Origin of the sequence: Flavihumibacter cheonanensis, assembly GCF_022352215.1 — a bacterium.
GTDB lineage: Bacteria > Bacteroidota > Bacteroidia > Chitinophagales > Chitinophagaceae > Flavihumibacter > Flavihumibacter cheonanensis.
In genome coordinates, this window is record NZ_JAKRWF010000001.1 from 835674 (window position 1) to 860301 (window position 24628).

Sequence of the window (24628 nt, forward strand, 5' to 3'; positions counted from 1 at the left end):
TTTACGGAATAATGGATACTTCGGTTCCGTTGGTTAAGTTGATTTGTCCGCTTGTGATTACGAGGTCACCTTCCTGAAGGCCATCCAGAATTTCAACCTGGTTATCCAACACCCGACCGCTGGTCAGTTTTAACAGGGTTGCTTTATTATTGCGTACAACAAATGCTTCATTACTGTTCACGCTGCCTACGAATGCGGAGCGGGGAATCAACAATACGGGTTTTTGTTGCTCAAAATCAAATTCAGCTGTACCAAACATACCGGCTTTAATGAGGTTACCCGGATTGGCACCCAGGTCAATCTCAACGGGGAAATTCAGCGCCTGGTCGGCTTTGGCCGCGATAAATGAAATCTTTCCGGTGAAGTTTTTATCTGGGAAAACACTAACGGTAATCTTCACCTGCTTACCCACCTTAAGCTGTGCTACCTGTGCTTCATTTACATGCACTTTTAATTTCAGCTTTGAAATATTTACAATATCAAACAGGGGTGTTCCCGGTGATACAACAGATCCGGGCTCGATTTTACGTGCATTAATAAGCCCATCAATGGTAGCACGGATAGTAGCGTCACCCAGGTTGATACCAGCCTGCTGCAATCTGGATTTGGCATTGGAAAGGTTCAATCGGGCCTGATCGAGTTGTTGCTGTGTAACGCCACCGGTTCGGAAAGCATTTTCATATCGCTGCAAATCGGTTTCCGCAGTTTTATAATTGGCTTCAGCAGTTTGCAGGTCTACATTTAACTGGTCAACACGAATGGTTGCAAGTGCCTGGCCTTTTCTAACATAATCTCCTTCTTTCACCAGTACATTCACTACTCTTCCAGGCTTTTCTGCCGAAAATGATAATTCCTGGAAGGGCTCAAAATTTCCATTCGCAGTAAGCGCAATAGCCGGATTGGAAAATTGAACGGTGTCCACTCTTACTGCAACAGTGGCGTTGGTGGCTGCTACTATCGCAGTTTTTTCAGCTGCTTCGGCTTTGTTTTTTTTAAGTACAGTTACGATGGCATATAAGGAAGCACCAATGATCAACACAGTCAGCAGTATTTTGCTATACTTTTTCATATACGATTTAGTTTACGAGTGAATTGAGTTTACCCTGTGTTTTCAGTACCTGAATTTCTGCAAGGCGGTAATCAAGCAGGGCGGTTGAATAATTATTTTGTGAGGTGGTAAGTGAGTTTTCAGCATCCAGTAAATCGGTTAGTGGTGCCAGTCCCTGGTCGTAGTTATTGCGGGTATTCGCATACACTTCTTTGGCCAGTTCCACATTTTCCAGTTGGTTATTCAGGGTGGTGATGGCATTCACCAGCTGTGCTTTGGCATTTTCATACGCCAGGTTCAGCGCCCGTTCCTGAAGCTGAAGGTCTTCCTTAATTTTTCTAACCTGAATGTCAGCCTGTCTGATCCTGGCCCGGTTCCCAAATCCGGTAAAGATTGGTATACGCATGGTTACGCCTACATTGGAATAGTCGAACCAGTTCACATTTTGTGATGGACCTTTTCCGATTGGGAATTTTCCACCCAGTCCCTGGTAACCATAGTTCCCATTTAAGCTGATGGTTGGAAAGGCGGCCGCTTTCACACTTTCTTTCTGGTATTCCAGTAGTTTTTCCTGCGTTTTCAGCAACTGGTAATCCGTCATGTTTTTCACTTCCGGTGCTTCTGCAATCATTGCAACACTTGGCTGAATGGCTTCCATGCTGGTAGCAGGCACATTGATAGTACTGGCGATATCCATACCCATAAAAAACTTCAGGGTATTTTCCTGTATCTGCACCACATTCAATAATTGCTGGCGTTGTGCCTGAAGGTTGGATATATTCACGCGGGTGCGGTCTACATCGATTTTTTTTGCGAGCCCGTTTTTATAGAGCCCATCGATTACATCCAGCACTTTTCTGGAATTGGATATGGTGCTATCCACCACGGCCATTTTTTGTCGCTGCACCAATAATTGGTAATAGTTCTGTGCAACCTGTTCAATCACCTGTTCGTCGGTGAGCTTTGCCATTACCTGATAATATTCACGGGTGGTTTTGGCAGCTTTAAGCCCTGTGAATACAGATTTGTCAAATATGTTCTGACTTAAAGAAATTACCGCATTGGCATTCCATTTTTGTCCGAATGGAATCAAAAGGGTAGTACCTGGCTGTCCCGCCAGGTCGCCTGGTACAGCACTTAACTGAAGAATCGGATTGTAAGTGAGCCCGCTGGTGCCGGTTATCTGTGGCAGGGCTCTCGATTTTACTTCTTCGATCTGGTATTCGGAATTTTCTTCATCCAGTTTTGCTTTGCGAACATCGTTCTGATGCTTAAGCGCATACTGTATGGCTTTTGATAAGGTCAGTGATTCCTCCGGATCCTGTGCTTTCATATTCTTGCCCACCAGAAGGAGTGCAAATGCGAGAAAGACGGATAACCGGTTTGTTCTCGTTGTCATAGTTTATGCTGTATTAAATTGTCTGAGTTGATAAAGGAGATTTCCAATCATAACTGGCCAGCATGCCTTCCATTTCGGGAATCGCAGCGGGGGCAATAATGCCATAGAGGAAGAGATATACCGCCTGGCGAAATACTTCGTCTTTGGAGTAATCATTAACTAACTGTGCCGCATATTCGAAGTCTTTCTGCAGGTGCTGCTGCCAGATGCTCATCACCAGGGCCGGATGCAGGCTGCTTCGAAAAACCCCTTCCTGAATGCCGTCTTGCAGTAATTGCTGAATCCGGCCGGTCAGGCTCTGTTCCAGTTTGAGGTTGAGCTCGATGTATTGAACTGGATAGTGACGACGCAGGTCCAGGAAGAAATCAGGACTTACCCTCTTGCAAAAACCGACCACATTGGAAATGAGTCCCAACAGTTTTTTCAGGTTGCTGATCCCGGGATCATCCCAGGGTTGCATGGATTCCTCGTATTCCTCCGCTACCCGCTTACAAACCTGGTCTACCAGTTCCTGACGGCTGGGATAAAAGCGATAGAGTGTCTTTTTGGAGATCCCCATTTGTGTGGAGAGGTCGTCCATGGTATACCGGCTGATACTTTGGGTAGTAAACACCTGGTGTACCGAATCCAGAATTTGGTGCTCCATGAATTTTCGACTATTTTGTTTGAGAGGTCAAAATTAGTATGAATATTCGACCAAAAAGATTAAATGGTCGAAAATCTTGTTAAGGAGTTGTGAAAGAAGTAGGTTAATCTTCGGCCAGGTTTGCTGAAAGGTTGTTTGAATTCAGGTTTTATGAATTGTAAATCAATGAGAAACAGAAAATACGCCCGAAACTTCCGGTATTTCTGTCGTGTTCTGCTTGGGATAAATCAGGAGGGTATAAGTTTTTTGTAGATTTGTAACAGATCGAAAATCGACTCAAAATGTCAAATGGTCAAACAAATAGTACGGAACTGGATCCAATTCGAAAAGATATCCTGCATGGAGCAAGGGAGCTGTTTATTCATTTCGGATTCAAAAAAACCACCATGGAAGACATTGCCAAAAAGATCGGCAAATCCAAAAGTTCCCTTTATTATTATTTCAAAACCAAGGAGGATATTTTTGAGGCAATGGCCCTGGAAGATATGGAACAGCAGCACCAGAATGCCGTTACCAGTATGAACCAGTATATAACGGTGCAGGATCGGTTTCGTTCTTTTGTGGTTTCCCTTTTACGTCATCTGATTGAAAACAACCAGCAATATTCCGTATTCAAAGCAGAAGTAATGGAAAACCCTTTTCTGATTGTCAATATCACTGAAAAGCGCAATGCCTATATGGAGAGTTTCCTGAAAGACCTCGTGCTTTATGGCATCCGCAGAGGAGAGATTCGTGAACTGACGCATGAAGAGATTGACATATGGGCCAAAGCCATCAATGTTTCCTTAAAGGGTATTGGTTCGAGGCTTTTCCTCGGCAATGATCAGGAACTCTTCAAAGACCACCTGGGATTTATTGCGGATTCCTTGTTTACAGGAATTACTGTTTAGTTTTAATGTTAGAAAATGCAATAGGTGCTGATATTCTGGAAATTAATTAAAGTGCTAGCCATTTTATTCCTGATTGGGTTACCCTTATTAGGTGTAATGGCATTGGGAACTGGCCATATTCTTCCTACTGAATTTTGGTTACAACTAATAGGAACGTTTGTATTGGTAATAATTATTATTCTGATTGCTAATTCACAAATTGCTAAAAAAAGAAAACCTTTCAACTAAATTAATTCCTAGCGCGCTCCCGTACCCGAAACCTGACCGCTGCATTTTTTTTGTCTGAAGCTGATAAGCGCACTTCATACTTATCCCGCCCTGAACTTACTGTCATTAACGCCGTATTCGGAGGAATGCTGCCTAAATTATCTGCGTACATGATGAGTTCGTACACTTCTCCCGCAACCGCTTTCACGGTTACACTCAGGGCCTGGTTGGTGAGTCGCTGCTGATACAGCAACAACCGGTCATTCAGAAAAATCGTTACGGTGTCATTGTCAATTTCAGCATTGTCATAGAGGTCAATTTTAATAGTCGGACTATCCAGCACCAGTGTCTGCACCAATTCCGTTGTACGCTGCTTAACTTTCAGCAGGCTTTGCTGGTTCACGAGTTGGGAAGAATCGGTTAGGGAGGTCGGGAAATCAGGCTGGAACTCTTTGAATAATGTTATTTTTCCAGCCGGACAAGGTCTTTTGCTTTCCGCTTCTACACCGGTCCAACTTCCTGATAAAGCATCCCTGGTCTGCTCTTTTGTATAGACCAATTCATAGGTCTTTGTGCACACTACACAATCATAGGGTATCTGAACTTCCAGCAGCTGATCTTCTTTAAGGATCAGTTTTTTATCGGTTGCATTATAGGTACCTTTAAAATGATGTTTGACAAAACGGGTTTTGTCATAGTAATCAAATGCATATCCCTCAACGTTTGTTCCGCTGCTGATTAACTGGATTTCCAGTTTATAAACAGGAAAACAGCCCCCAGGTTCCTGGGTAAGCGAGCCTCTCCAGATCCCGTTCAGGTCCTGTGCATCCGATACCAGGTACAGCAGCATTCCTGCCATCAAGAAGAGAACTCTCATTCGCACTGGAATTTAAACACGACCATCGCGTTTTTCTGCTCAGTGGACGTGATCCGAACCTCATATTGTTTGCTACCGGCTTTTACTATCATGAGCGAGGTGTTGGGTGGAATCTCACCCAGGTTTTCTGCAACCATTACCAGTTCAACATAGTCGTTCTCCTGCTCCAGGTCTATTTCTACTACAATGGGAGAAAGGGATAACATTTTACGCGATACCACCTGGCGATTATTAAGGTACACAGATACCGTATCCTTATCTATAGTGCCATTGTCGTACAGGCTAATGGAAATTTTCCGGGTATTTACACTAAAGGTTTTCACTATTTCATTTGCCCGTTCTTTAAGCACCGGAGGAACCACCACAGGAGCTACCGGCTTCCTGATTTCTTCCTGCGGTAATGGAGCGGGTAAGGGTTCAGGCGTTTTTTCTTTCTCAACCGGTGTTGTTGGTTTTACCGGTGGCTTTACCGGTTTTACAGGCTGGGTTGGCGGCTTTTGAGCTGGTGGCCTGGATGGTGGCGCTTCATTAACCCGAATATTTTCTTCTCCCTTCGGCTTTTTTTGACGTTCCGCCAGGAAAGGTTCCAGGTAAAAATCGGAGGTGGGCACTTTTCTCAGGAATACCGTGCCTCGCCCGCAATCGGATGAGTCGCGGGTATTCATACTAACATAGGTTCCTTCCAAAAATTCTTCGTTTCCATTTCGGGTGTACTGCAGGAAACAGGTCATGATACAGGCATCATTTCCCTGCCGCATCCGGACATCCACAATCTTCAATTCCTCCAGGTAAACTTTTTTCGTACCGGTATGAATGGAGCCTTTTGCATCGGCCTTTCCATAAAATTCAGTGGTTTTATAGGAATAAGTTACCCCCTTGAAGTTTTTACCCTCCTGGAGTAACTGTACTTCAAACCGATACCGGTCTTCCAGATTAAGCATTTGCAAGGACCGGTTGTTCTGACGGAAATGTCCCCGCCAAACACCGCTGATATCCTGTGTGCTTCCAACCTGAGCCGTTATTATCCAAATCAAGAACGTAAAAATCAATCTCATGAATTCCTGTTAGTCGTTCAATTTAAGAAAAAAGGATCCTCAATTATATACCACTCAACCAGTTATTGTGGCAATAGTTCGTTAATTTTGCACTCCTTTCAACTCGTTCGTAGGAGTTGCAAAGTTAAAACACTGTACAACCAATGATCAAAATTCATTTTCCGGATGGAGCCCAGCGCGAATATGCCCCCGGTACTTCTTCTCTTGACATCGCCAAATCAATAAGCGAAGGCCTGGCGCGTAAAATTCTGGCTGCCAGCGTAAACGGACAGGTATGGGACCTGAATCGCCCGATTTATCAGGATGCCTCTATTAAATTTCTTTCCTGGGAAGAAAAAGATGCTAAAAGCACTTTCTGGCATTCTACTGCTCACCTTATGGCTGAAGCGATTGAAGATCGTTTTCCCGGGGTTAAATTCTGGGTGGGACCTCCCGTTGAGAATGGATTTTACTATGATATTGATTTAGGAGGCAGGCCGCTACATGAAGAAGATCTGAAGGTGATCGAATCCAAAATGAAAGAGCTGGCCAAACAAAACAACCCCTTCCTCCGGAAAGAAATTTCAAAGGCCGATGCGATTGCCTATTTTGAAGAGAAAGGAGACGAATACAAACTTGACCTGCTGCAAAACCTGCAGGATGGTGAGATTACATTTTACACCCAGGGAGCATTTACTGATCTCTGCCGCGGACCCCATATCCCGCATACCGGCTTGATCAAAGCAGTGAAGCTCACCAACATTGCCGGCGCGTACTGGAAAGGAGATGAAAAAAACAAAATGCTTACCCGCGTTTACGGCGTAAGTTTCCCCAGCCAGAAAGAGTTGGATGAATACCTGGCAATGCTGGAAGAAGCTAAAAAACGTGATCATCGCAAACTGGGTAAAGAGCTTGGCATCTATACTATGGACGATGATGTAGGTCAGGGGCTTATCATGTGGATGCCCAACGGTACCATCATCATTGAAGAATTGGAAAAACTGGCCAAGGAAACCGAGGAAGCAGCTGGTTACCATCGGGTAGTTACTCCGCATATCGCTAAAGAAAGCATGTACCTCACCAGTGGTCACCTGCCGTATTATGCCGATAGCATGTATCCGCCAATGGAACTTGAAGGAGAGAAATATTACCTGCGCGCGATGAACTGTCCGCACCACCACAAAATTTTTGCAGCGGAGCCAAAGAGTTATCGCGACTTACCCTACCGCATAGCCGAATATGGAACCGTATACCGGTATGAGCAAAGTGGTGAATTATTTGGATTGATGCGGGTACGTTGCCTGCATATGAACGATGCACACATCTATTGCACCAAGGAGCAGTTCGAATCGGAATTCCGCGCGGTGAATGAAATGTATCTGAAGTATTTTAAGATTTTCGGAATTGATAAATACATCATGCGACTCAGTTTGCATTCTCCTGAAAAGCTGGGTAAGAAATATGTAAATGAACCGGAACTCTGGAAAGAGACCGAAACAATGGTTCGGCAGGTACTCATTGAATCCGGAATTCCTTTTGTAGAAGTCCAGGATGAAGCGGCTTTTTACGGTCCTAAAATAGATGTTCAGATCTATAGTGTAATCGGTCGTGAGTTTACCCTTGCTACCAACCAGGTTGATTTTTCACAGGGCCGCTCCTTCAAACTGAGCTATACCACAGCTGATAACAATCACGATACTCCATTGATTATTCACCGTGCTCCGCTTGGCACCCATGAGCGGTTTATTGGCTTCCTGCTGGAGCACTATGCAGGTAAACTGCCAGTATGGCTGAGCCCGCAACAGGTAAAAATCCTGCCAATTAGTGATAAGTTCATGGACTTTGCCCAAACGGTTAAAAATCAGTTGAAGGCAGCGGGGGTACGAGTATCTATTGATGACAGAAACGAGAAAATCGGAAAAAAGATCCGAGACACTGAACTTCAAAGGGTACCTTACATGTTAGTTGTAGGTGAGAAAGAAGTGAGTGAAGGCAAGGTTTCCATTCGCAGACAGGGCAAGGGAGACGCCGGCACGATGAGTATTGAAGAATTTGTAACCGTTATTACACGGGAAATTAAGGAACGGAGTAGCGGAGATTAAAAAATGATTTAATTTCGGGAAGTAAATTGTTTAACCAAATAAAGTAAATGGCATTTCCACCCAGGCCTCCCAGGGGGGCTTTTAATCCCAGGTTCAAAAAAGAACAGCAGCAGGAACACAGAACCAACCAGATGATTCGTGTACCACAGGTCCGACTGGTTGGGGATAATGTAGAAGTAGGTATTTATTCCATCCAGGAAGCACAGCGAATGGCCCAGGATCAGGGACTTGATCTGGTGGAGATTTCCCCCCAGGCAGATCCTCCGGTTTGTAAGATCATTGACTATAATAAATTCCTTTACGAGAAGAAGAAAAAGGAAAAGGAAATGAAGGCGAAAGCCAAGCAGAGTGAAGTGAAGGAGATCCGTTTTACACCTAATACGGATGACCATGACTTCAATTTCAAGGCTAAACATGCGGAAGAATTCCTTAAAGAAGGGAATAAGGTAAAGGCCTATGTGCAATTCCGGGGTAGGGCGATCCAGTTTAAAGACCGCGGAGAATTGTTGCTCCTGAAGTTTGCAGAGCGACTGTCTGAATTCGGTGTACTGGAAGGGATGCCCAAGATGGAAGGAAAGCGGATGCTTGCTATCTGGGCACCAAAAAGTCAGAAAAAGAAAAAGGAAGGTGGCGAATAATTGCCTCCGGATAAGATACAACAGCCCGCATTTGCGGGCTGTTGTCGTTAAAATCCTTCCACACACATACGAAAATGTCGAATTAGGGGTTATATTTAAGAAGATATCTTTTATATGCCTAAACCCCTGCTGTTCGTCAGGGTTCTGCTTTTTTTGCTCAGCTGTCATACGGCAACCTGGGCGCAGCACCCGGCTCCAGGCGCCCAAACCGTACTGTTCAAAGATCCGTTGGCCAATCAATTTTTTGCCTCGGCTCCACCATCGGCTGCCTTTTGGAAAAGTTTTCATGCCAATTCCAGTAAGCAAACCTTTTTTCTCAGGTTTCAGGATATACCAACCCAGGAAAATATAAAATACCTGACCTCAAAGGGTATTGAATTACTTGAATATGTACCGGGCAAGACCTACCTGGCCAGGTTGGGTCAGCCTGTTTCAGAACCGGAGCTCAGGGCTTTGGGTATAACCGGTCTCTTTATATTGCCAACCAGCCTGAAACAGGAATCCGGATATTCAAAACAAGCAACACTTCAAAACAACCAGACAAAAACCAACTGGCATATCTGGTTTACAGAAGGAATGGATTCAGCAATTGCTGTCCGCCAGATCAACTCCTTACTTGGAAAAGATGCGCCTGCATCCGGAGAAATCCGACAGCTCTACAACCGAATGCTGGAGATGAAATTGAATGGCCCTGCCCTTGAAAAATTACTGGCCGAACCTTTTACCCTGTATGCTTTGCCCGCACCCGAACTTTTTGAGCTAAATCTGATTGGTACTGAATCTCATTTTGGGAACCTGCTTCAACTGGGCGCAAATGGCTTGCCTGGATTAACTGGAAAAGGTGTGACCATGGGAATTGGTGATGGAGGCCGAATCTACCATATAGATCATAACTTTTATGAGGAAGGGCAATTGTATAACGGTAACACCCATGCGACACATGTGGCCGGAACGATGGCTGGAAAAGGGAATATTAATCCAGTTATGCGCGGTTACGCTTTTAATGCCGAGCTTGAGGTAGATTATTTCAATACGATTATTTTTCAAACACCTCGGCTCTACCAGGAGAAACGGATGGTCATTACGAATAATTCCTATGGTGCAGGAAGTTCCTGTTTGCCTTATTCAGGTCAATACTCAGGTTACTGTGGCCAGGCAGATCAACAATTACTCGATATGCCAAACCTGATGCATGTGTTCGCGGCAGGCAATGCCGGAACGCTTCAATGCGGTAACTTTCCCGTTAGTTACCGGACCATCGACAATGCATTTCAGGCTGCCAAAAATGTGCTGACTGTAGGTGGTACCAACGACAATGGTTCAGTAAATGTATATTCCAAAGGGCCTACGCTCGATGGCAGGGTCAAACCCGAAATCGTGGCAGTTAGTACCAATATTTTATCTACCACAACCAATAATAATTATGGGCGCCTGGATGGAACCAGCATGGCTTGTCCTCAGGTTTCAGGCGGACTGGCATTACTCTATGAACGTTATCGCCAACTTTTTAATGGAGCAGATCCGGAGGGTGCGCTTATGAAGGCCCTGCTTTGCAATACCGCAACAGATCTTGGAACGCCATATGTTGATTTTGCCAATGGCTTTGGCTGGCTGAATACTTACAAAGCCCTGGAGACGATGAACAAAAAGCAGTGGTTTTCCGGAGAAGTTAATCACCAGCAGGAGCAGGTTATGGAAATCCAACTTGACCAGGAAGTCACTGATTTTCGGATTATGCTATACTGGCATGATCGCCCCGCTTCTTTTTACTCCGCCAAAGCATTGGTAAACGACCTTGATATAACTGTTGAATTGCCCGATGGATCCGTATATGATCCATTTATTCTGGATACCAGCGCAGCAGGAGTGCTGGCACAGGCAACGAGGGGAAAAGATCGGTTGAATAATATTGAGCAGGTAGTAATTGATCGTGCGCTCCCAGGCAGATATCGTGTGAGAGTAAAAGGCTTTGAAGTCCCTTTTGGTCCTCAGCCATATAAAATCGTATACAATTGGGAAGAAGCAGGATTCGAACTCTTACAGCCAGCCGGAGGAGAACTGTTTAAACATGCAGAGCGCCGCGTAATACAATGGCGGTTTCCTGGTCATGAAAACGACGAATACAGTTTTTCTTTTTCTCAGAATAATGGTATTAGCTGGACACCCATTACCAGCGGAGTGTCTCAACCAGGGTGGAGGTCCTGGACCATTCCTTCCAGTACCAACACTTCGGTATTGGTAAAAGTAACACATGTTCCAAGCGGACTGGAACGTATTTCGGCCCCTTTCCGCATTATGCCTGAAATTAATTTTACAGTTTCAAGTACCTGTGAATCCAGCGGCCTGTTGCGGTGGACCAAACCCGCCGGAATCGATTCCTTTGCAGTACTTAAGTATAATGGAACGGAAATGGAACGGATCGGAATTACTTCCGATACCAGTTACCAGGTGGATGGATTAAGTACTGGAAAACCCTATTGGTTTACGGTTCAACCGATTCTGAACGGACTATTTGGAGAGCGCGCCATTGCGAAAAGACTACTAACTGGTTCTGGGATTTGTTCAGGTACGGGAACCAATGGAGACCTGTCTGTTTCTGTACAACAAGCCTTCCTGGTAAGCAGGGCTCCTTCAGTTAAAGATTCGTTGGACCCCCTTACAGTGGTGGTACGTAATGAAGGTAGCCTGGCTATTAGCGATACTGTATTCCTGCGCCTCTATAAAAATGAAGTGCTGCTGGGATCTGATACGATCGTAAGGAAATGGAATCCGGCACAGCCCTTTACCTGGACTTCCCGGTTGAGACCCATAGGAGCTCCGGGAGAATCGGCCAATCTCAGGTTAGTTTTAAAGGCTGCAAACGATATCAATCCAACAAATGATACCACCGCCATAAATTGGCGGTATCTTACTACAGAACCTTTAACACTCCCATTTGAAGAAAATCTGGAAAGTATTTCAGATACCAGTATTAATTCTCCCGGATACCCTGGCCTTACTGGTTTAACTGCCTGGGATGCAGGAATTACAGCAGCTTCTTTGAAATTAAATACTCGTCCAAATCAGGGCTTATTTATTAGTAGTAAAATTGAAGGCCAAATATTGCAACTTATTGGTAATTATAATTTTGAGAATTATTCAGTTACTGATGATATTCGAATGTTTCTGGATATTCCTGATTTTGGCCAGCTAAAAATGGATTGTTTTATAAGGGGAAATGATACTTCCTCCTGGTTGGGTGTTGCACTGCTGGATCCAATGACCCAACAACCGGTTATTGACTACCTGAATATTAGTGATGTTTTAGCTAAACACGGTCAGGAATTCAGCTCCAGTTTTCAGATCCGGTTAAGGTTTATTCATTCCAGTTACCAGCAACAATTGCAGGTGCTTAAAAAGCTTCGTTTCTTTAAAGTTTCAGAAGACATCAAGCTGGTTTATTTTGCTTATCAAAAACAAAACGTTACAGATGGGGACTCTGTGCTCAGTTACCTCTGGGCAAGAAACAACAGGTTAACTCCCAGTTCAGCAGTAGCATTTGGGATCGAAACGCCGGATGGGAAACGGCAATTCCTGCAGGTGCCATCTATTCCTGCAGGTGACACTGCTATAGTAAGCTTTGGGATTCCTGTTTTGAACTGGCCTGATGCTGTAGCAACTGTAAAAGCCTGGGTCCATGCTGAAGGGGATGAAAATGCTGCTGATGACAGCTTGAGTGCAACCTGGGCCTATGCGCGAAAAATTAACCAATTTCCCTATTTCGAGGGCTTTGAGCAGGGGAAATCGGGCTGGGGATCCACCTTCCTGTATGAGCATTCTTCCCGATTAACGGAATCCATCGCTCCATATAAGGCAGCAAATGGAAAAGCTTTCTGGGGCACCCAATGGATTGCGTCTATTCAGGGAATCGGTTTTATCGTTCCATCAGGATACCTGGTGAGTCCGGTTTTTGACCTGACTGGTTTGCAACAGCCATATTTATCTGCATCCGTAAATAAACAATTGTGTGAAGGCAGAGATTCAGTTTTCCTTGAATATTCTATTGATACTGGTCGCACCTGGATTCGACTGCTGGAACAGCCCGACCAAGTGAACTGGTATAACAACACTGCAAAATCAGCCTGGACAGATTGTGATCCGGTTGGTAGCAATCAATGGAGATTGATTACTACCTCCTTGCCAAACAACCTGGGCAGGGTCCAATTCCGATTGCTATCACTGGCCAGAAATGGATTTTCAAACGTAATGCCCAGAACGCCTGGTGGTTTCTTACTAGATGATTTTCATATCTATAATAGGAATTATCCTTCTTTTATAGGTAGTTCCAGTGGACTGTTGAATCTATCGGTAAGGGATTCCGGTTTTACTCCTGCGCTTAGTTCAAATCAATTGTTGGCGGAGCTGAAGCCAGAGCAGGGGGCAGCCGGGAATGTACAAATTCGCTTTGCCCAGTTGGAAGGATCGTCCGGGCTATCCGGCAATCCGGTTATTCCATATAACTGGTCTCTTCAAACAGGAATCAGTTCTCTTGCTCAAAATGGCAGGGTGCGCCTGTATATTTCGGATGATAAGATCCAGTCCTGGTTAAATACCAATCCCTGTGATACCTGTTCAAAAAGCTTAAGTGCGTATGACCTTTCTGTTTTCCGCTACGCGGGACCTGTATCAACTGTTAATCAGCGCTTGTCTGATAATGCGGAAGGGTATGAAACGGTATGGGATCCGGAAGGTTTTGATCTCGTGCCGTATGACAAAGGTTATTACATAGAGCTTCCTGCCGGATTATACGGAGAGTTTTATATGGGCCTTAATACCCGGATGGCGGTGCTGGATTTTATGGCAGTTCGTTCCGGTAAAGAGCGGGAGGCGCGGCTGGACTGGTCAATAGCAGACTGGAACGGGGTAAGTCGTTTGGAATTGGAACGCTCCACTAGTTCCGACAGAGGATTTGAAACTCTATACACCAGGGATATGAATGCAGGCAGTCCGCTTACTGGTACCTACACAGACCCAGAACTTTTGGTGCCTGAAACTTATTATTACCGTTTGAAACTTACTTATGCAAACGGAACCGTGCGTTATTCCGCAATTCGGATCGTTCAGTTTGAGTCGGACTTGAATGTTCAGGTATATCCGAATCCCGGTCCGGGTGATCAAATGAAATTGAAACTGGACCGGTTGGATGGTGCTCAGCTCCAGCTTGAATTAACCGATATCGCGGGAAAACGCCTGGCTGTTAGGCAAAACAGTATAGTCGCAGGATCGAATTGGATTAGCCTGGCACCCCTAACCAGGGGGCTTCCAGCCGGAGTTTATGTGTTGAGGGTAAGTGCCGGACAACAAAAAAAGACATTGCGGTTGGTTATTTCGGCAAACTGATATACCTTTGCGCTCCCTTAGGGGCATCATGGCAACATGGTGGTATTGCCCAAATGGCTCACAAAGTTCCCACCGGTGTGGGGCGCCAGCAGGGCGTAACTTTTTTAGTTATCAAAATGCCAAAGGTAAAAACCAATTCAAGCGCAAAGAAGCGCTTCAAGGTGACAGCTTCCGGACAGATCACACACCAGAAATCTCACAAGCGTCACATCCTCACCAAGAAATCCAAAAAACGGAAAAGAGCTATGCGCAAGGACGGCGTTGTTGCAGCACCCAATTTATTCTTTGTTCAACGCCTGTTGGGTCTTAAATAATTTTATTTAACCACCAAATTTAAACTCATTAGCATATGCCTCGTTCAGTAAACGCAGTAGCTTCAAGAGCACGCAGAAAAAGGATTCTTGACCAAGCCAAAGGATACTATGGTAAACGTAAGAATGTATATACAGTAGCCAAAAACCTGGTTGAAAAAGGGATGACCTACAGTTATGTAGGCCGTAAATTGAAGAAGCGTGAATACCGCGCTCTTTGGATTGCCCGTATCAACGCAGCAGTACGTGAAGAAGGTCTGACTTATTCCGTATTCATTCACAAACTGAATGAAAAAGGAATTACTCTGGATCGTAAAGTACTGGCCGACCTGGCAATGAACAATCCCGAGTCGTTCAAGGCCCTGGTTGCTTCTGTAAAATAAGCTATCAGGATATACTCCATAAGAATTAGCCGGTTCCTTAGGGAGCCGGTTTTTTTATTTCCCTATTATTCATGATTTTCTTATAGGTTTGTGCCTTATATGTATCACCCAATTAATCACGTTTTCCGCTAGATGAACAATACCTACTTCGACCTGGTAGATCAAACCTTCAATTTTCCCCAGGAAGGTTTCGAGGTAAAAGACGATTACCTCCAATTCAATGGCCTTAATGTGAAAGCACTTATCGATAAGTATGGGACACCGCTTAAGTTGTCTTACTTGCCGAAAATTGGCATGCAGATCAACAAAGCCAAGCAAATGTTCGCGAATGCTTTCAAAAAGCATAAGTATGAAGGGGAGTATTTTTATTGTTACTGTACGAAGAGTTCTCACTTTTCCTTTGTGGTGGAAGAAGCGCTTAAGCATAATATCCACCTGGAAACATCGTATGCTTATGACATAGACATCATTAAAAAACTCTACGCCAGAAAAAAAATCAATAAGGAAACCTTTATCATCTGTAATGGGTTCAAGCAGAAGACGTATACCAAACGGATTGCGGGTTTGATCAACAGCGGATTTAAAAATGTAATTCCTGTACTGGATAATGTAAACGAACTGGAAGACTACCGTAAATCGGTTCGTGCACCATTTAAACTCGGGATCAGGGTAGCCGCAGAAGAAGAGCCTAATTTTCCCTTTTATACCTCCCGCTTAGGTATCAGGGCAAAAGATATCCTGGAATTTTATGTCGACCAGATCGAAGGTTATGAAAATAAATTCCAGCTGAAGATGTTGCATATCTTCCTGAACAAGGGTATTAAAGACGATATCTATTACTGGTCTGAATTGAATAAGGTAATCAACCTCTACTGTCAGCTGAAAAAAATCTGCCCTGAACTGGACAGCATTAATATCGGTGGCGGCTTCCCTATTAAACACTCATTGGGATTTGATTATGATTACCAGTTCATGATTAATGAAATTGTAAGTAATATCAAGGCTGCCTGTAAAAAGGCGAAAGTGCCTATGCCGAATATTTACACCGAATTTGGAAGTTATACGGTAGGGGAGAGCATGGCACATATCTATTCGGTTATAGCCCAGAAAACCCAGAATGATCGGGAGATCTGGTACATGATTGATTCTTCTTTTATTACTACACTTCCCGATACCTGGGGTATTGGTGAACGCTTCCTGTTATTACCCATTAATAAATGGGATGAAGAATACCAGCGAGTCGTATTGGGAGGCATCACCTGTGATTCGCATGACTATTACGATTCAGAAGAACATATCAACGAAGTGTTTCTTCCCAAGGTTGGGACGGGGGAACCGCTGTATCTCGGCTTCTTCCATACCGGTGCCTATCAGGACCAGATCAGTGGTTATGGAGGTATCAAACACTGTATGATTCCATCTCCGAAGCATATCATTGTGGGCCACGACAAAAATGGAAAACTGGTAGATTGGGTATATGCCAAAGAACAGTCTGCTCAGAGTATGCTGAAAATACTTGGGTATTGATCAATCGCTACCGAATTCAAAAGGACCTTACATGAGGTCCTTTTTTAATTTCCCATACTAAAGTCCCGTGTTTTAACGCTTAGAGCTTGGCTCAAAACTTGCTAATTTTAGTTTATAACCGACTTTATGCGAAATTTTCTGATGGCCTTACTGGCTTTTTTACCTGTATCCCTTATGGCGCAAGGCTGGCAATTGGTGGGCTTTGGTGGAGTGGCCAATTACCAGGGCGATTTGCAGGACCGGCGTTTTACTACCCAACAGGCCCAGATTGCTCTCGGATTGGGCATACAATACGATATTAACAAATATTTTTCGGTTCGTGGGATAGCTAATTATGGCCGAATCAGTGCTGATGACCGGTACAATAAAGACGCCGGCTTGCGGAACCGAAACCTGAATTTTAAAAGCCAGATCCTGGAGGGAAGTGTTCAGGCGGTATTTCGGTTTATGGATCTGGAAACAAAAAAATGGTCACCCTATCTGATAGCAGGTGTAGGCGTATTTGGATTTGATCCCTATACGCATGATACACTCGGCAATAAATTTTACCTCCAGCCATTGGGTACAGAAGGACAAGGACTGGCTGCTTATCCGGAAAGAGAATTTTATAAACGGGTACAACTGGTTATTCCATTTGGAGGTGGCGTTATGTTAAGAGTAAACGAGCGAATTACGCTGGGTTACGAAGTTGGTCTACGTAAAACGTTTACAGATTACCTGGACGATGTAAGTATCACTTATGCGGATCCGGATCAATTGCTGGCAGCCAGGGGACCGCTTGCCGTTGAGCTGGCCTATCGCACAGATGAACTAAAAAACGGAGGTGCTAATCCGAATTATCCTACGGGTGCTGTTCGTGGCGGACCTGAATTCAAAGACTGGTATTATTTCCAGGGAATCACTGTAAATTTCCGGTTGGGAGGTGGAGGCCGCTCCGGATATAATGGTAAATCCATGGGACGGCAACTCGATTGTCCGCGTAATATATACTGAATATGAAATTTCGATTGTTCTTTAGCGTTATCAGCGTTTTGGTTTTGAACCTGTCCATATCAGCTCAACAACCCAAAACCTTATTATGGCAGGTTAGTGGAAACGGATTAAGTAAGCCGTCTTTTATTTTTGGTACCATGCATTTACTCTGTTCAGCGGAAGAGATGATGAGTGATAGCCTGCTGTCGGCATTGTCCAGATCAGAGCAGGTATTTTTCGAAATTGATATGGATAACCCTGGCGAAATGTTGGGTGTTTTCAAATTCATCCGGATGAAGGATAACAAAAAGATTGGCGACCTGCTTAGTCCGGATGAATACCAGCGCGTCAAAAACTATTTTTCCAATAACAAAACGGTGTTGCCACTTAGCATGATGGAGCGATTCAAACCGTATTTTGTAGCTGCCATGCTTAGTGAAGCCAAAATGCCCTGTGCTACTAAAACGGGTATGGAAGAATTGATACTTAAACAGGCAAAGAAAGAAGGGAAACTGATCAGCGGCTTGGAATCGATTGAATTTCAGGCCAGCGTTTTTGATAGCATTCCTTATGAAGAACAGGCGAAAGAATTACTGAAAGCAATTGATGAAGAAGCAAAACAGGATAGTTTTACCAACCGAATGGCTGCAATCTATTTAGCGCAGGATTTGGACCAGATTGAACAATTAACTCTTGAAGAAGAGGGTGGAGTGAGTTCCTATCTTGAACTTTTTTTATATGGCAGAAACGCCATTTGGATTCCTGCAATGGAGGCCGCTATGAAAAAGCAGCCGGCCTTATTTGCCGTTGGTGCGGCTCACCTGCCGGGAGAAAAAGGGGTATTGAACCTATTGAAAAAAGCCGGATACAAGGTTGAACCAGTGTCAAACCCGGTCCGCTAATAAACTCCAGCCCACAAAAAAGCCTCCCACCGGGAGGCCCTTATTTTTTCACTTTTTACACATCTGACGTCTCACAACTCACATCTCACTTCCTACTTCACTTCCTCCAGCCCACTGAAGAAAAAGGCTCCTTCAATCGCAGCATTTTCATCGCTATCGCTACCGTGAATGGCATTTTCACCAAGGGAAGTGGCAAACAATTTACGGATGGTTCCTTCGTCTGCTTTCGCGGGATCAGTTGCGCCGATTAGCGTACGAAAAGCGGAAACAGCATTTTCTTTTTCAAGGATGGCGGCAATGATCGGGCCACTGCTCATGAAATCAACCAGTTCGCCATAGAAAGGACGAGCTTTGTGAACAGCATAAAATTCACCTGCTTTTTCAGCACTCAGCTTCGTCATTTTCAGGGCCACTACACGGTATCCTTCCTTGATGATACGGTCCAGGATAGCACCGGCATGACCATTTTTCATAGCATCCGGCTTGATCATCGTAAATGTTCTGTTACTCATATATACTTGCTCTTTGGGGCGCAAAGGTAGCTAATTTTACCTACATTTGCCCGGCTTTATGCTACCAATACATCATATTTATCCGAAACTGGCAACACCTGCCAGGGTTGTTATCACTACGCACCAGAAACCGGACCCCGACGCAATGGGCTCTTCTCTTGCCTTGTCGCAGGTTTTAAAAGCATTGGGTCATCAGGTTACCGTTATTTCCCCCACCAATTGGGCTGCTTTTCTGGATTGGATGCCTGGTACCGAGGAAGTGCTTAATTATGAAATAACCCGTGATAAATCGGCCCGAATAATAGCAGAAGCGAATTGGATTTTCTGCCTGGACTTCAATACCCTGATCCGTACAAAGCACCTGGCTCCTGTGGTGGAAGCCGCAACGGCTACCAAGGTCTTGATCGATCATCATCAGCAACCTGCAGTAGAAAGTTTTGATTTCGGCATCAGCGATATTTCAAAAAGCAGCACCTGTGAAATGATTTATGATTTCATTCTGGAGGCACAATTGGAGACATATCTAAATGTAGATGTAGCTGCCTGCCTGTATGCCGGCTTGATTGGTGACACCGGTTCCTTCCGTTTCCCTGCTGCCTCCGTAAGTGTACATAAAATGGCTGCCAGATTGAAGGAAACCGGGCTTAATCATACGGTTATTCACGAAAACCTGTATGATAATTTCATGGAAAACCGCCTGCGGTTTATTGGTCATGTACTGACTAATCGTATGGAAGTTTTTTATGAGTACAATACAGCATTGATATATGTTCCGAAAAACGACCTGTTGCGTTACGACATTAAAACAGGAGATACGGAAGGATTGGTTAATTACCCGCTCTCTATAGGCGGAATCAAAATGGCGGCTATCTGTATTGATCGGGATGAAGAAAGAAAATGGAGCTTCAGAAGCAAGGGTAATGTAGATGTCAATACCTTTGCCCGTCGCTTTTTTGAAGGGGGAGGCCATTTTAATGCTGCCGGCGGCAGAAGCAGTGCCTCATTGGAAGAAACCTTAAAGACCTTCAGACAGGTGGTTAAAGAAAACGCATCAGAATTTCAACTGATATAAAAAATGACAAAAACGCTTCTATTCTCAACAGCAATTGCTGCCTCCTTATTTGCAGCCTGTGGTAGTACCGACTACAGCAAAACTCCCAGCGGTATAACGTATAAGATTGTGGAAAAAGGCAGCGGTCCGCAGGTAAAAATCGGCCAGTTTCTCCAGATTCATTATACACAAAAAATCAATGACTCTACCCTTATGACTTCTGAAGGCGGCATGCCCGTTTTTACTCGGGTAGATAGTGTAGGCCCCGTTTATAATGCAGCAGAAGTATTTCGTTTCCTTCACAAAGGTGACAGTGTTGTGGTTGTTCAGGATGTTGACAGCCTCATGAAACAAAACCCCATGTTGCCTCCTTTTATGAAAAAGGGCGATAAGCTTTACCTGCATTTGCGTGTTGCAGATGTACTGGACAATGAACAGCAGGTACAGGCTATCCAGGACAAAGAAATGGCCGGACAAAAAGACCGTGATCAGGCAATCGTAGATGAGTACATCAGGAAGAATAATATTTCTGCCAATAAAATTGGAAAAGGTACCTATGTGAAAATTGATGAGGCAGGTACTGGTCCCAAAGCGGATTCCGGAAAATATGTATCAGTTAAATACCGCGGAAAATTGATGCTGACCGGTAAGGAATTCGAATCCACTATGGAACCTGGGAAGGATCCAATTACGTTCCCATTGGGAGTAGGCCAGGTGATTCCAGGCTGGGATGAAGGTATCCGCCAGTTTTCAAAAGGAGGAAAAGGAACCCTTTACATACCAGGATTCCTTTCCTATGGTTCTCGTCCGGGTCCGGGTGGCCAACCGAATGAGGCCCTGATGTTCGACATTGAAGTGGTAGATGTACATGATACCATGCCTCAGCCAAAGCAAAATCCAATGATGCCGCCGGTTGATGGTAAACAATAGTAACATTTGGTTGTTACTAAAATTAAACACACACATGAGAAAAGCCTCCGGTAAAACGGGGGCTTTTTATGTGAGACGTGAAACGTGAGAGGTGAGACTTGAAAAGGTGAAATGTGAAAGGTCAAAGGTGAAAAAGGAATGCGTTCGATTAAGACTCATTCAGTTTTGCGAGGAGTTGGATGGCTTCAAGAGCGGGTTTGGGATCGTGGACGCGAAGAATGGTAGCGCCTTTTCGCAGTGCAACCGTGTTGAGCACAGTGGTTCCGTTCAGGGCCTCTCCGGCAGTAATGCCCAGAGTTTTAGTGATCATGGATTTACGGGAGAGACCTGCCAGCAGCGGAAGTCCAAATAGTTGTAGTTCCTCCAATCTGTTCAATAATTTGAAATTGTGTTCAATCGTTTTGGCAAAGCCAAAACCCGGATCGAGGATTAAATCTTTAATTCCTGCTGCTCTGCAGGCAGCAATCCGTTCCCTGAAAAAATCGGATAGCTCCAGTAGTAAATCATCATAATGTGCCAGCGATTGCATGGTTTGAGGAGTCCCTTTCATGTGCATTCCGATAAAAGGTAAACCGCTTTTTGCCACTACAGGAATCATTTCAGGATCCAGCATACCAAAACTGATATCATTGATCAGGTGTACCCCTGCTTCATAAGCCTGTTTTGCAACGGAAGCATGAAATGTATCTACTGAAAAATAAGCTTTGGGAAAATGTTCAATGAGGGTAGGTAAAATGGGAGCCAATCTTGCCCATTCTTCATCCGCCGTTAAAAAAGTACTGCCGGGCCTTGTACTTTGAGCCCCGATATCCAGTAGATGAGCACCTGCTGTCAATAATTCCTCTGCTTTATGCAATACGGCATCCAGTTGAGCCGAACGGCTTTCCGCATAGAAGGAATCAGGAGTAAGATTAATGATGCCCATCACAACAGGCTGATCCAATACCAGTAAACGTCCTCGGCAATTCAGGGTATACATGCTCGTGAATCCTTATTTTTGAACGATAAAGATGAACATTTTATTCGAACCCATGTCCAATACAACAGCACAGTACAACGAAGTGATCGGGGAATGCAAAGCGATATTTATTCATAAAACCCGTGACTACGGTACTTCCTGGCGGGTTTACCGTCCGATTTCCGTTGTGGATCAGATTTTCATAAAGGCCAAACGGATTCGCACCATCCAGGAAAATAAAAAACAACTGGTGGGCGATAGCATCCAGTCGGAATTTATGGGTATACTGAACTACGCTGTAATTGGTCTCATGCAATTGCAACTGGCCGGAGATCCGGAAGAAAACCTGGCTGCTCAAAGAGTAACTGAACTTTACGACGACCAGGTGAATCGGGCGCGCTCCCTTATGGCCCAAAAGAATCACGATTATGGAGAAGCCTGGAGAGATATGAGTCAGGCAAGTTTTACCGATCTTATCCTGGCCAAATTGATGCGGATCAGGCAGATTCTGGCAAACGACGGACAAACCATTATCAGCGAAGGCATTGATGCCAATTATCTCGATATCTTCAATTATGCAGCATTTGCACTGATCCTTTTAAAGGAAGGAAAACACTAAGAAAGTATGAAACTCATCCAAACAATTACCCGATATATTGTCGGACTCCTGTTTATTTTTTCCGGACTGGTAAAAGCCAATGATCCACTCGGCCTCAGCTATAAAATGCAGGAGTTTTTTGAAGTATGGGGGCTTCATCAGTTGAATGATTTCACGCTGGCCTTTTCCGTTTTAATGATCGCTTTTGAGATCATTGCCGGGGTAGCCGTCATCATAGGTTGGAAGATGCGGTTATTCAGCTGGCTTCTTTTAGTATTGATCATTTTTTTTACCTTCTTAACCGGGTACGCCCTCTTCTCCGGAAAGATCAAAACCTGTGGCTGTTTTGGAGATTGCATCCCGCTGACAGCAGATCAATCCTTTCTTAAAGACCTGCTGCTGCTGGGACTGATAGTATTGCTTTTTGTAAACAGGAATCGGATTGTTACGGCGATGAGTACCCGAAATTCAATCATCGCTTTAGCGGTTGCCACCATATTCAGTTTTGGCCTGCAATGGTATGTATTGAACTTTCTTCCGATTGTGGATTGTCTGCCCTATAAAAAAGGAGCCCGGATTGAAGAACAGATGAAAATACCGGCAGGTGCCATTCCAGATAGTACCGTCATCACGTTTGTATACAATAAAGGAGGAGAAGAAGTCGAATTTACAGCAGATCAGTTTCCGGATGATTTTGATGAATCCGTTTACAGCTTTGTACGCAGATATGATAAACTGGTTCGCAAGGGTAATGCAGAACCGAAAATTAAGGACTTTGTATTGCTTGCACCTAGCGGGGCTGATACCACCAGCGCCATTATCAATCAATCAGGGGAAATGTACTGGCTGTTTATTCAGGCATTGAATGAAACCGATAAACCCGCTATCCTGGAACAATTGATCAAGCTGAAGAAGGATACAGAAAAGACAGGTAAACCAATATATGTGATCACATCACTGGCTGGTGAGGTTGAGCCCTTGCTAGCTACCGTGGAAACACCGGTTTTACTGCTTCGCTGCGATGCTGTGGCAGTGAAAACAGCCGCCCGTTATCCCGTAACATTGTATAGGTTACAGGATGGAGTAGTAAAGGAGAAGTGGGCTGTGAGGTGAGTATGGAAGATGGAGGAATGGAGGAAAGGAGGAAAGGAAGAAGGGAAGAAGGGAGACAAAGGAGACAAAGGAGATAAAGGAGAAGGGATACGGAATATGATCAGGTATATATTTAATAAAATATTTTATGGGGGGCTGGTGCTGCTGGGAGTGGTGGTGCTGGTCTTTTTCCTGTTCCAGGGATTCGGAGACCCTTCACGACTTGTACTGGGACAAAGAGCCGATCAGGCCACCCAGGAAAATATTCGCCGTGATCTCTACCTGGATCAACCCAAATGGAAACAATTCCTGGGATACCTGAATGATGTTTCTCCAATCGGATTACATACAGAAGAAGAAATTCAGCGCAAGAATTTAAAAGGAATTTTCCTGGATCTTGGTTCGCGTGAACTTGGAATGAAACGCCCTTATTTACGTACCTCTTATCAAAGCAGGAGAGAAGTTGGCACCATCATAGCAGAAGCTTTGCCTGGCACACTGATGCTGGCAGTTGCAGCCATGTTGTTTGCAACATTTGCAGGTATATCACTTGGAGTGTTAGCCGCACTGAAAAAAGGTATCTGGCTCGATACTACCACTATTTTAACCAGCATTCTGGGAATTTCAGCACCGTCTTTTTTCATGGCGATTGCTATCGCCTATTTATTTGGCTTTGTATGGAGTCGATTTACCGGCCTGCATATGACCGGTTCCTGGTTTGACCTGGATACCGAAAGTGGGAAGCCCTATTTAAGTCTGGCAAACCTGATACTTCCAGCGCTGACTTTAGGTATTCGTCCGCTGGCAATTATCGCCCAATTAACCAGGGCCTCTTTACTGGATGTGCTGGAGCAGGACTTTATTCGTACTGCCCGTGCAAAGGGACTTTCAGAACGAAAAATAATCTGGAAACATGGACTGCGCAATGCTTTGAATCCTGTTTTAACAGCTATTACCGGATGGTTCGCGGAATTGCTTGCCGGAGCATTTTTTGTTGAATACATTTTCGGATGGAAGGGATTGGGAAAACTGACGGTAGATGCCCTCGAAAAACTCGATTTCCCTGTTGTAATGGGTGCCGTACTGGTGTCCGCTGCTTTTTTTGTATTGGTGAATATCCTGGCAGATCTGCTATATGGATGGGTGGACCCAAGAGCCCGAATCAATTGACC

Annotated in this window: 21 protein-coding genes; 14 read left to right on the forward strand and 7 right to left on the reverse strand. The window is 44.5% G+C overall.

All coding sequences use genetic code 11. The features are described 5' to 3' along the window. Position 1: 1 nt before the first annotated feature. From MD536_RS03660 to MD536_RS03670, 3 genes are read right to left on the reverse strand one after another with little or no spacing between them, the layout of a single operon-like run. Positions 2–1069 (reverse strand): efflux RND transporter periplasmic adaptor subunit, encoded by a 1068-nt coding sequence (locus tag MD536_RS03660; protein WP_239595911.1) that lies wholly within the window; start codon positions 1067–1069, stop codon positions 2–4. Between the two features lie 7 nt (positions 1070–1076). Next, entirely contained in the window at positions 1077–2447 is a 1371-nt protein-coding gene (locus MD536_RS03665; protein ID WP_239595912.1) for a TolC family protein, read from the reverse strand. A gap of 13 nt (positions 2448–2460) precedes the next feature. Further along, on the reverse strand, positions 2461–3093 hold the full coding sequence (locus MD536_RS03670) for a TetR/AcrR family transcriptional regulator (RefSeq protein ID WP_239595913.1): 633 nt from the start codon (positions 3091–3093) through the stop codon (positions 2461–2463). A gap of 281 nt (positions 3094–3374) precedes the next feature. Between MD536_RS03670 and MD536_RS03675 the strand changes: the two genes are divergently transcribed. Next, complete coding sequence (locus MD536_RS03675) at positions 3375–3983, forward strand: TetR/AcrR family transcriptional regulator (protein WP_239595914.1); 609 nt, start codon at positions 3375–3377, stop codon at positions 3981–3983. 229 nt (positions 3984–4212) lie between these two features. Here the strand turns inward: MD536_RS03675 and MD536_RS03680 are convergent, their stop codons facing one another. Together MD536_RS03680 and MD536_RS03685 are read right to left on the reverse strand one after the other, a co-directional pair. After that, positions 4213–5067 (reverse strand): hypothetical protein, encoded by an 855-nt coding sequence (locus MD536_RS03680; RefSeq protein WP_239595915.1) that lies wholly within the window; start codon positions 5065–5067, stop codon positions 4213–4215. Beyond that, positions 5064–6122, reverse strand: coding sequence for a hypothetical protein (locus MD536_RS03685; protein ID WP_239595916.1), 1059 nt, complete (start codon positions 6120–6122; stop codon positions 5064–5066). The genes MD536_RS03680 and MD536_RS03685 overlap by 4 nt, the downstream gene beginning before the upstream one ends. A gap of 143 nt (positions 6123–6265) precedes the next feature. Between MD536_RS03685 and thrS the strand changes: the two genes are divergently transcribed. From thrS to MD536_RS03725, 8 genes are all read left to right on the forward strand, one after another. Then, a complete protein-coding gene (thrS, locus tag MD536_RS03690; RefSeq protein ID WP_239595919.1) occupies positions 6266–8203 on the forward strand; it encodes a threonine--tRNA ligase in 1938 nt (645 codons plus the stop codon). 47 nt (positions 8204–8250) lie between these two features. Then, positions 8251–8841, forward strand: coding sequence for a translation initiation factor IF-3 (infC, locus tag MD536_RS03695; RefSeq protein ID WP_234866102.1), 591 nt, complete (start codon positions 8251–8253; stop codon positions 8839–8841). 114 nt (positions 8842–8955) lie between these two features. After that, positions 8956–14220: a S8 family serine peptidase gene (locus MD536_RS03700; RefSeq protein ID WP_239595921.1), complete on the forward strand. Its 5265-nt coding sequence runs from the start codon at positions 8956–8958 to the stop codon at positions 14218–14220. A 53-nt stretch (positions 14221–14273) separates the two neighbouring features. Then, positions 14274–14534 (forward strand): 50S ribosomal protein L35, encoded by a 261-nt coding sequence (rpmI, locus tag MD536_RS03705; RefSeq protein ID WP_438839263.1) that lies wholly within the window; start codon positions 14274–14276, stop codon positions 14532–14534. A 35-nt stretch (positions 14535–14569) separates the two neighbouring features. After that, complete coding sequence (rplT, locus tag MD536_RS03710; RefSeq protein WP_150847143.1) at positions 14570–14914, forward strand: 50S ribosomal protein L20; 345 nt, start codon at positions 14570–14572, stop codon at positions 14912–14914. 132 nt (positions 14915–15046) lie between these two features. Further along, positions 15047–16441, forward strand: a complete 1395-nt coding sequence (locus MD536_RS03715) for a type III PLP-dependent enzyme domain-containing protein (RefSeq protein WP_239595923.1) — start codon at positions 15047–15049, stop codon at positions 16439–16441. A 126-nt stretch (positions 16442–16567) separates the two neighbouring features. Continuing rightward, positions 16568–17434: a DUF6089 family protein gene (locus MD536_RS03720; protein WP_239595925.1), complete on the forward strand. Its 867-nt coding sequence runs from the start codon at positions 16568–16570 to the stop codon at positions 17432–17434. A 2-nt stretch (positions 17435–17436) separates the two neighbouring features. Next, positions 17437–18315: a TraB/GumN family protein gene (locus MD536_RS03725; protein ID WP_239595926.1), complete on the forward strand. Its 879-nt coding sequence runs from the start codon at positions 17437–17439 to the stop codon at positions 18313–18315. Between the two features lie 92 nt (positions 18316–18407). On the opposite strand, the gene MD536_RS03730 is transcribed toward MD536_RS03725, so the two are convergent. Further along, positions 18408–18827, reverse strand: coding sequence for a nucleoside-diphosphate kinase (locus tag MD536_RS03730; RefSeq protein ID WP_239595927.1), 420 nt, complete (start codon positions 18825–18827; stop codon positions 18408–18410). Between the two features lie 58 nt (positions 18828–18885). Here MD536_RS03730 and MD536_RS03735 point away from each other — a divergent pair, with 58 nt between their 5' ends. After that, positions 18886–19899 (forward strand): DHH family phosphoesterase, encoded by a 1014-nt coding sequence (locus MD536_RS03735; RefSeq protein ID WP_239595928.1) that lies wholly within the window; start codon positions 18886–18888, stop codon positions 19897–19899. A 3-nt stretch (positions 19900–19902) separates the two neighbouring features. Next, on the forward strand, positions 19903–20808 hold the full coding sequence (locus MD536_RS03740) for an FKBP-type peptidyl-prolyl cis-trans isomerase (RefSeq protein WP_239595929.1): 906 nt from the start codon (positions 19903–19905) through the stop codon (positions 20806–20808). Positions 20809–20956: 148 nt separating this feature from the next. Here the strand turns inward: MD536_RS03740 and folP are convergent, their stop codons facing one another. Continuing rightward, the gene (gene folP / locus MD536_RS03745) at positions 20957–21787 is read right to left on the reverse strand and encodes a dihydropteroate synthase (RefSeq protein WP_239595930.1); all 831 of its coding nucleotides are present in this window, start codon (positions 21785–21787) and stop codon (positions 20957–20959) included. A 31-nt stretch (positions 21788–21818) separates the two neighbouring features. Here folP and MD536_RS03750 point away from each other — a divergent pair, with 31 nt between their 5' ends. The 3 genes from MD536_RS03750 to MD536_RS03760 are packed head-to-tail and all read left to right on the forward strand — an operon-like array spanning position 21819 to position 24626. After that, the gene (locus MD536_RS03750) at positions 21819–22385 is read left to right on the forward strand and encodes a DUF1599 domain-containing protein (RefSeq protein WP_239595931.1); all 567 of its coding nucleotides are present in this window, start codon (positions 21819–21821) and stop codon (positions 22383–22385) included. A 6-nt stretch (positions 22386–22391) separates the two neighbouring features. Next, a complete protein-coding gene (locus MD536_RS03755) occupies positions 22392–23477 on the forward strand; it encodes a BT_3928 family protein (protein ID WP_239595932.1) in 1086 nt (361 codons plus the stop codon). Positions 23478–23486: 9 nt separating this feature from the next. Further along, the gene (locus tag MD536_RS03760; protein WP_239595933.1) at positions 23487–24626 is read left to right on the forward strand and encodes an ABC transporter permease; all 1140 of its coding nucleotides are present in this window, start codon (positions 23487–23489) and stop codon (positions 24624–24626) included. The last annotated feature ends 2 nt before the right edge of the window (positions 24627–24628 follow it).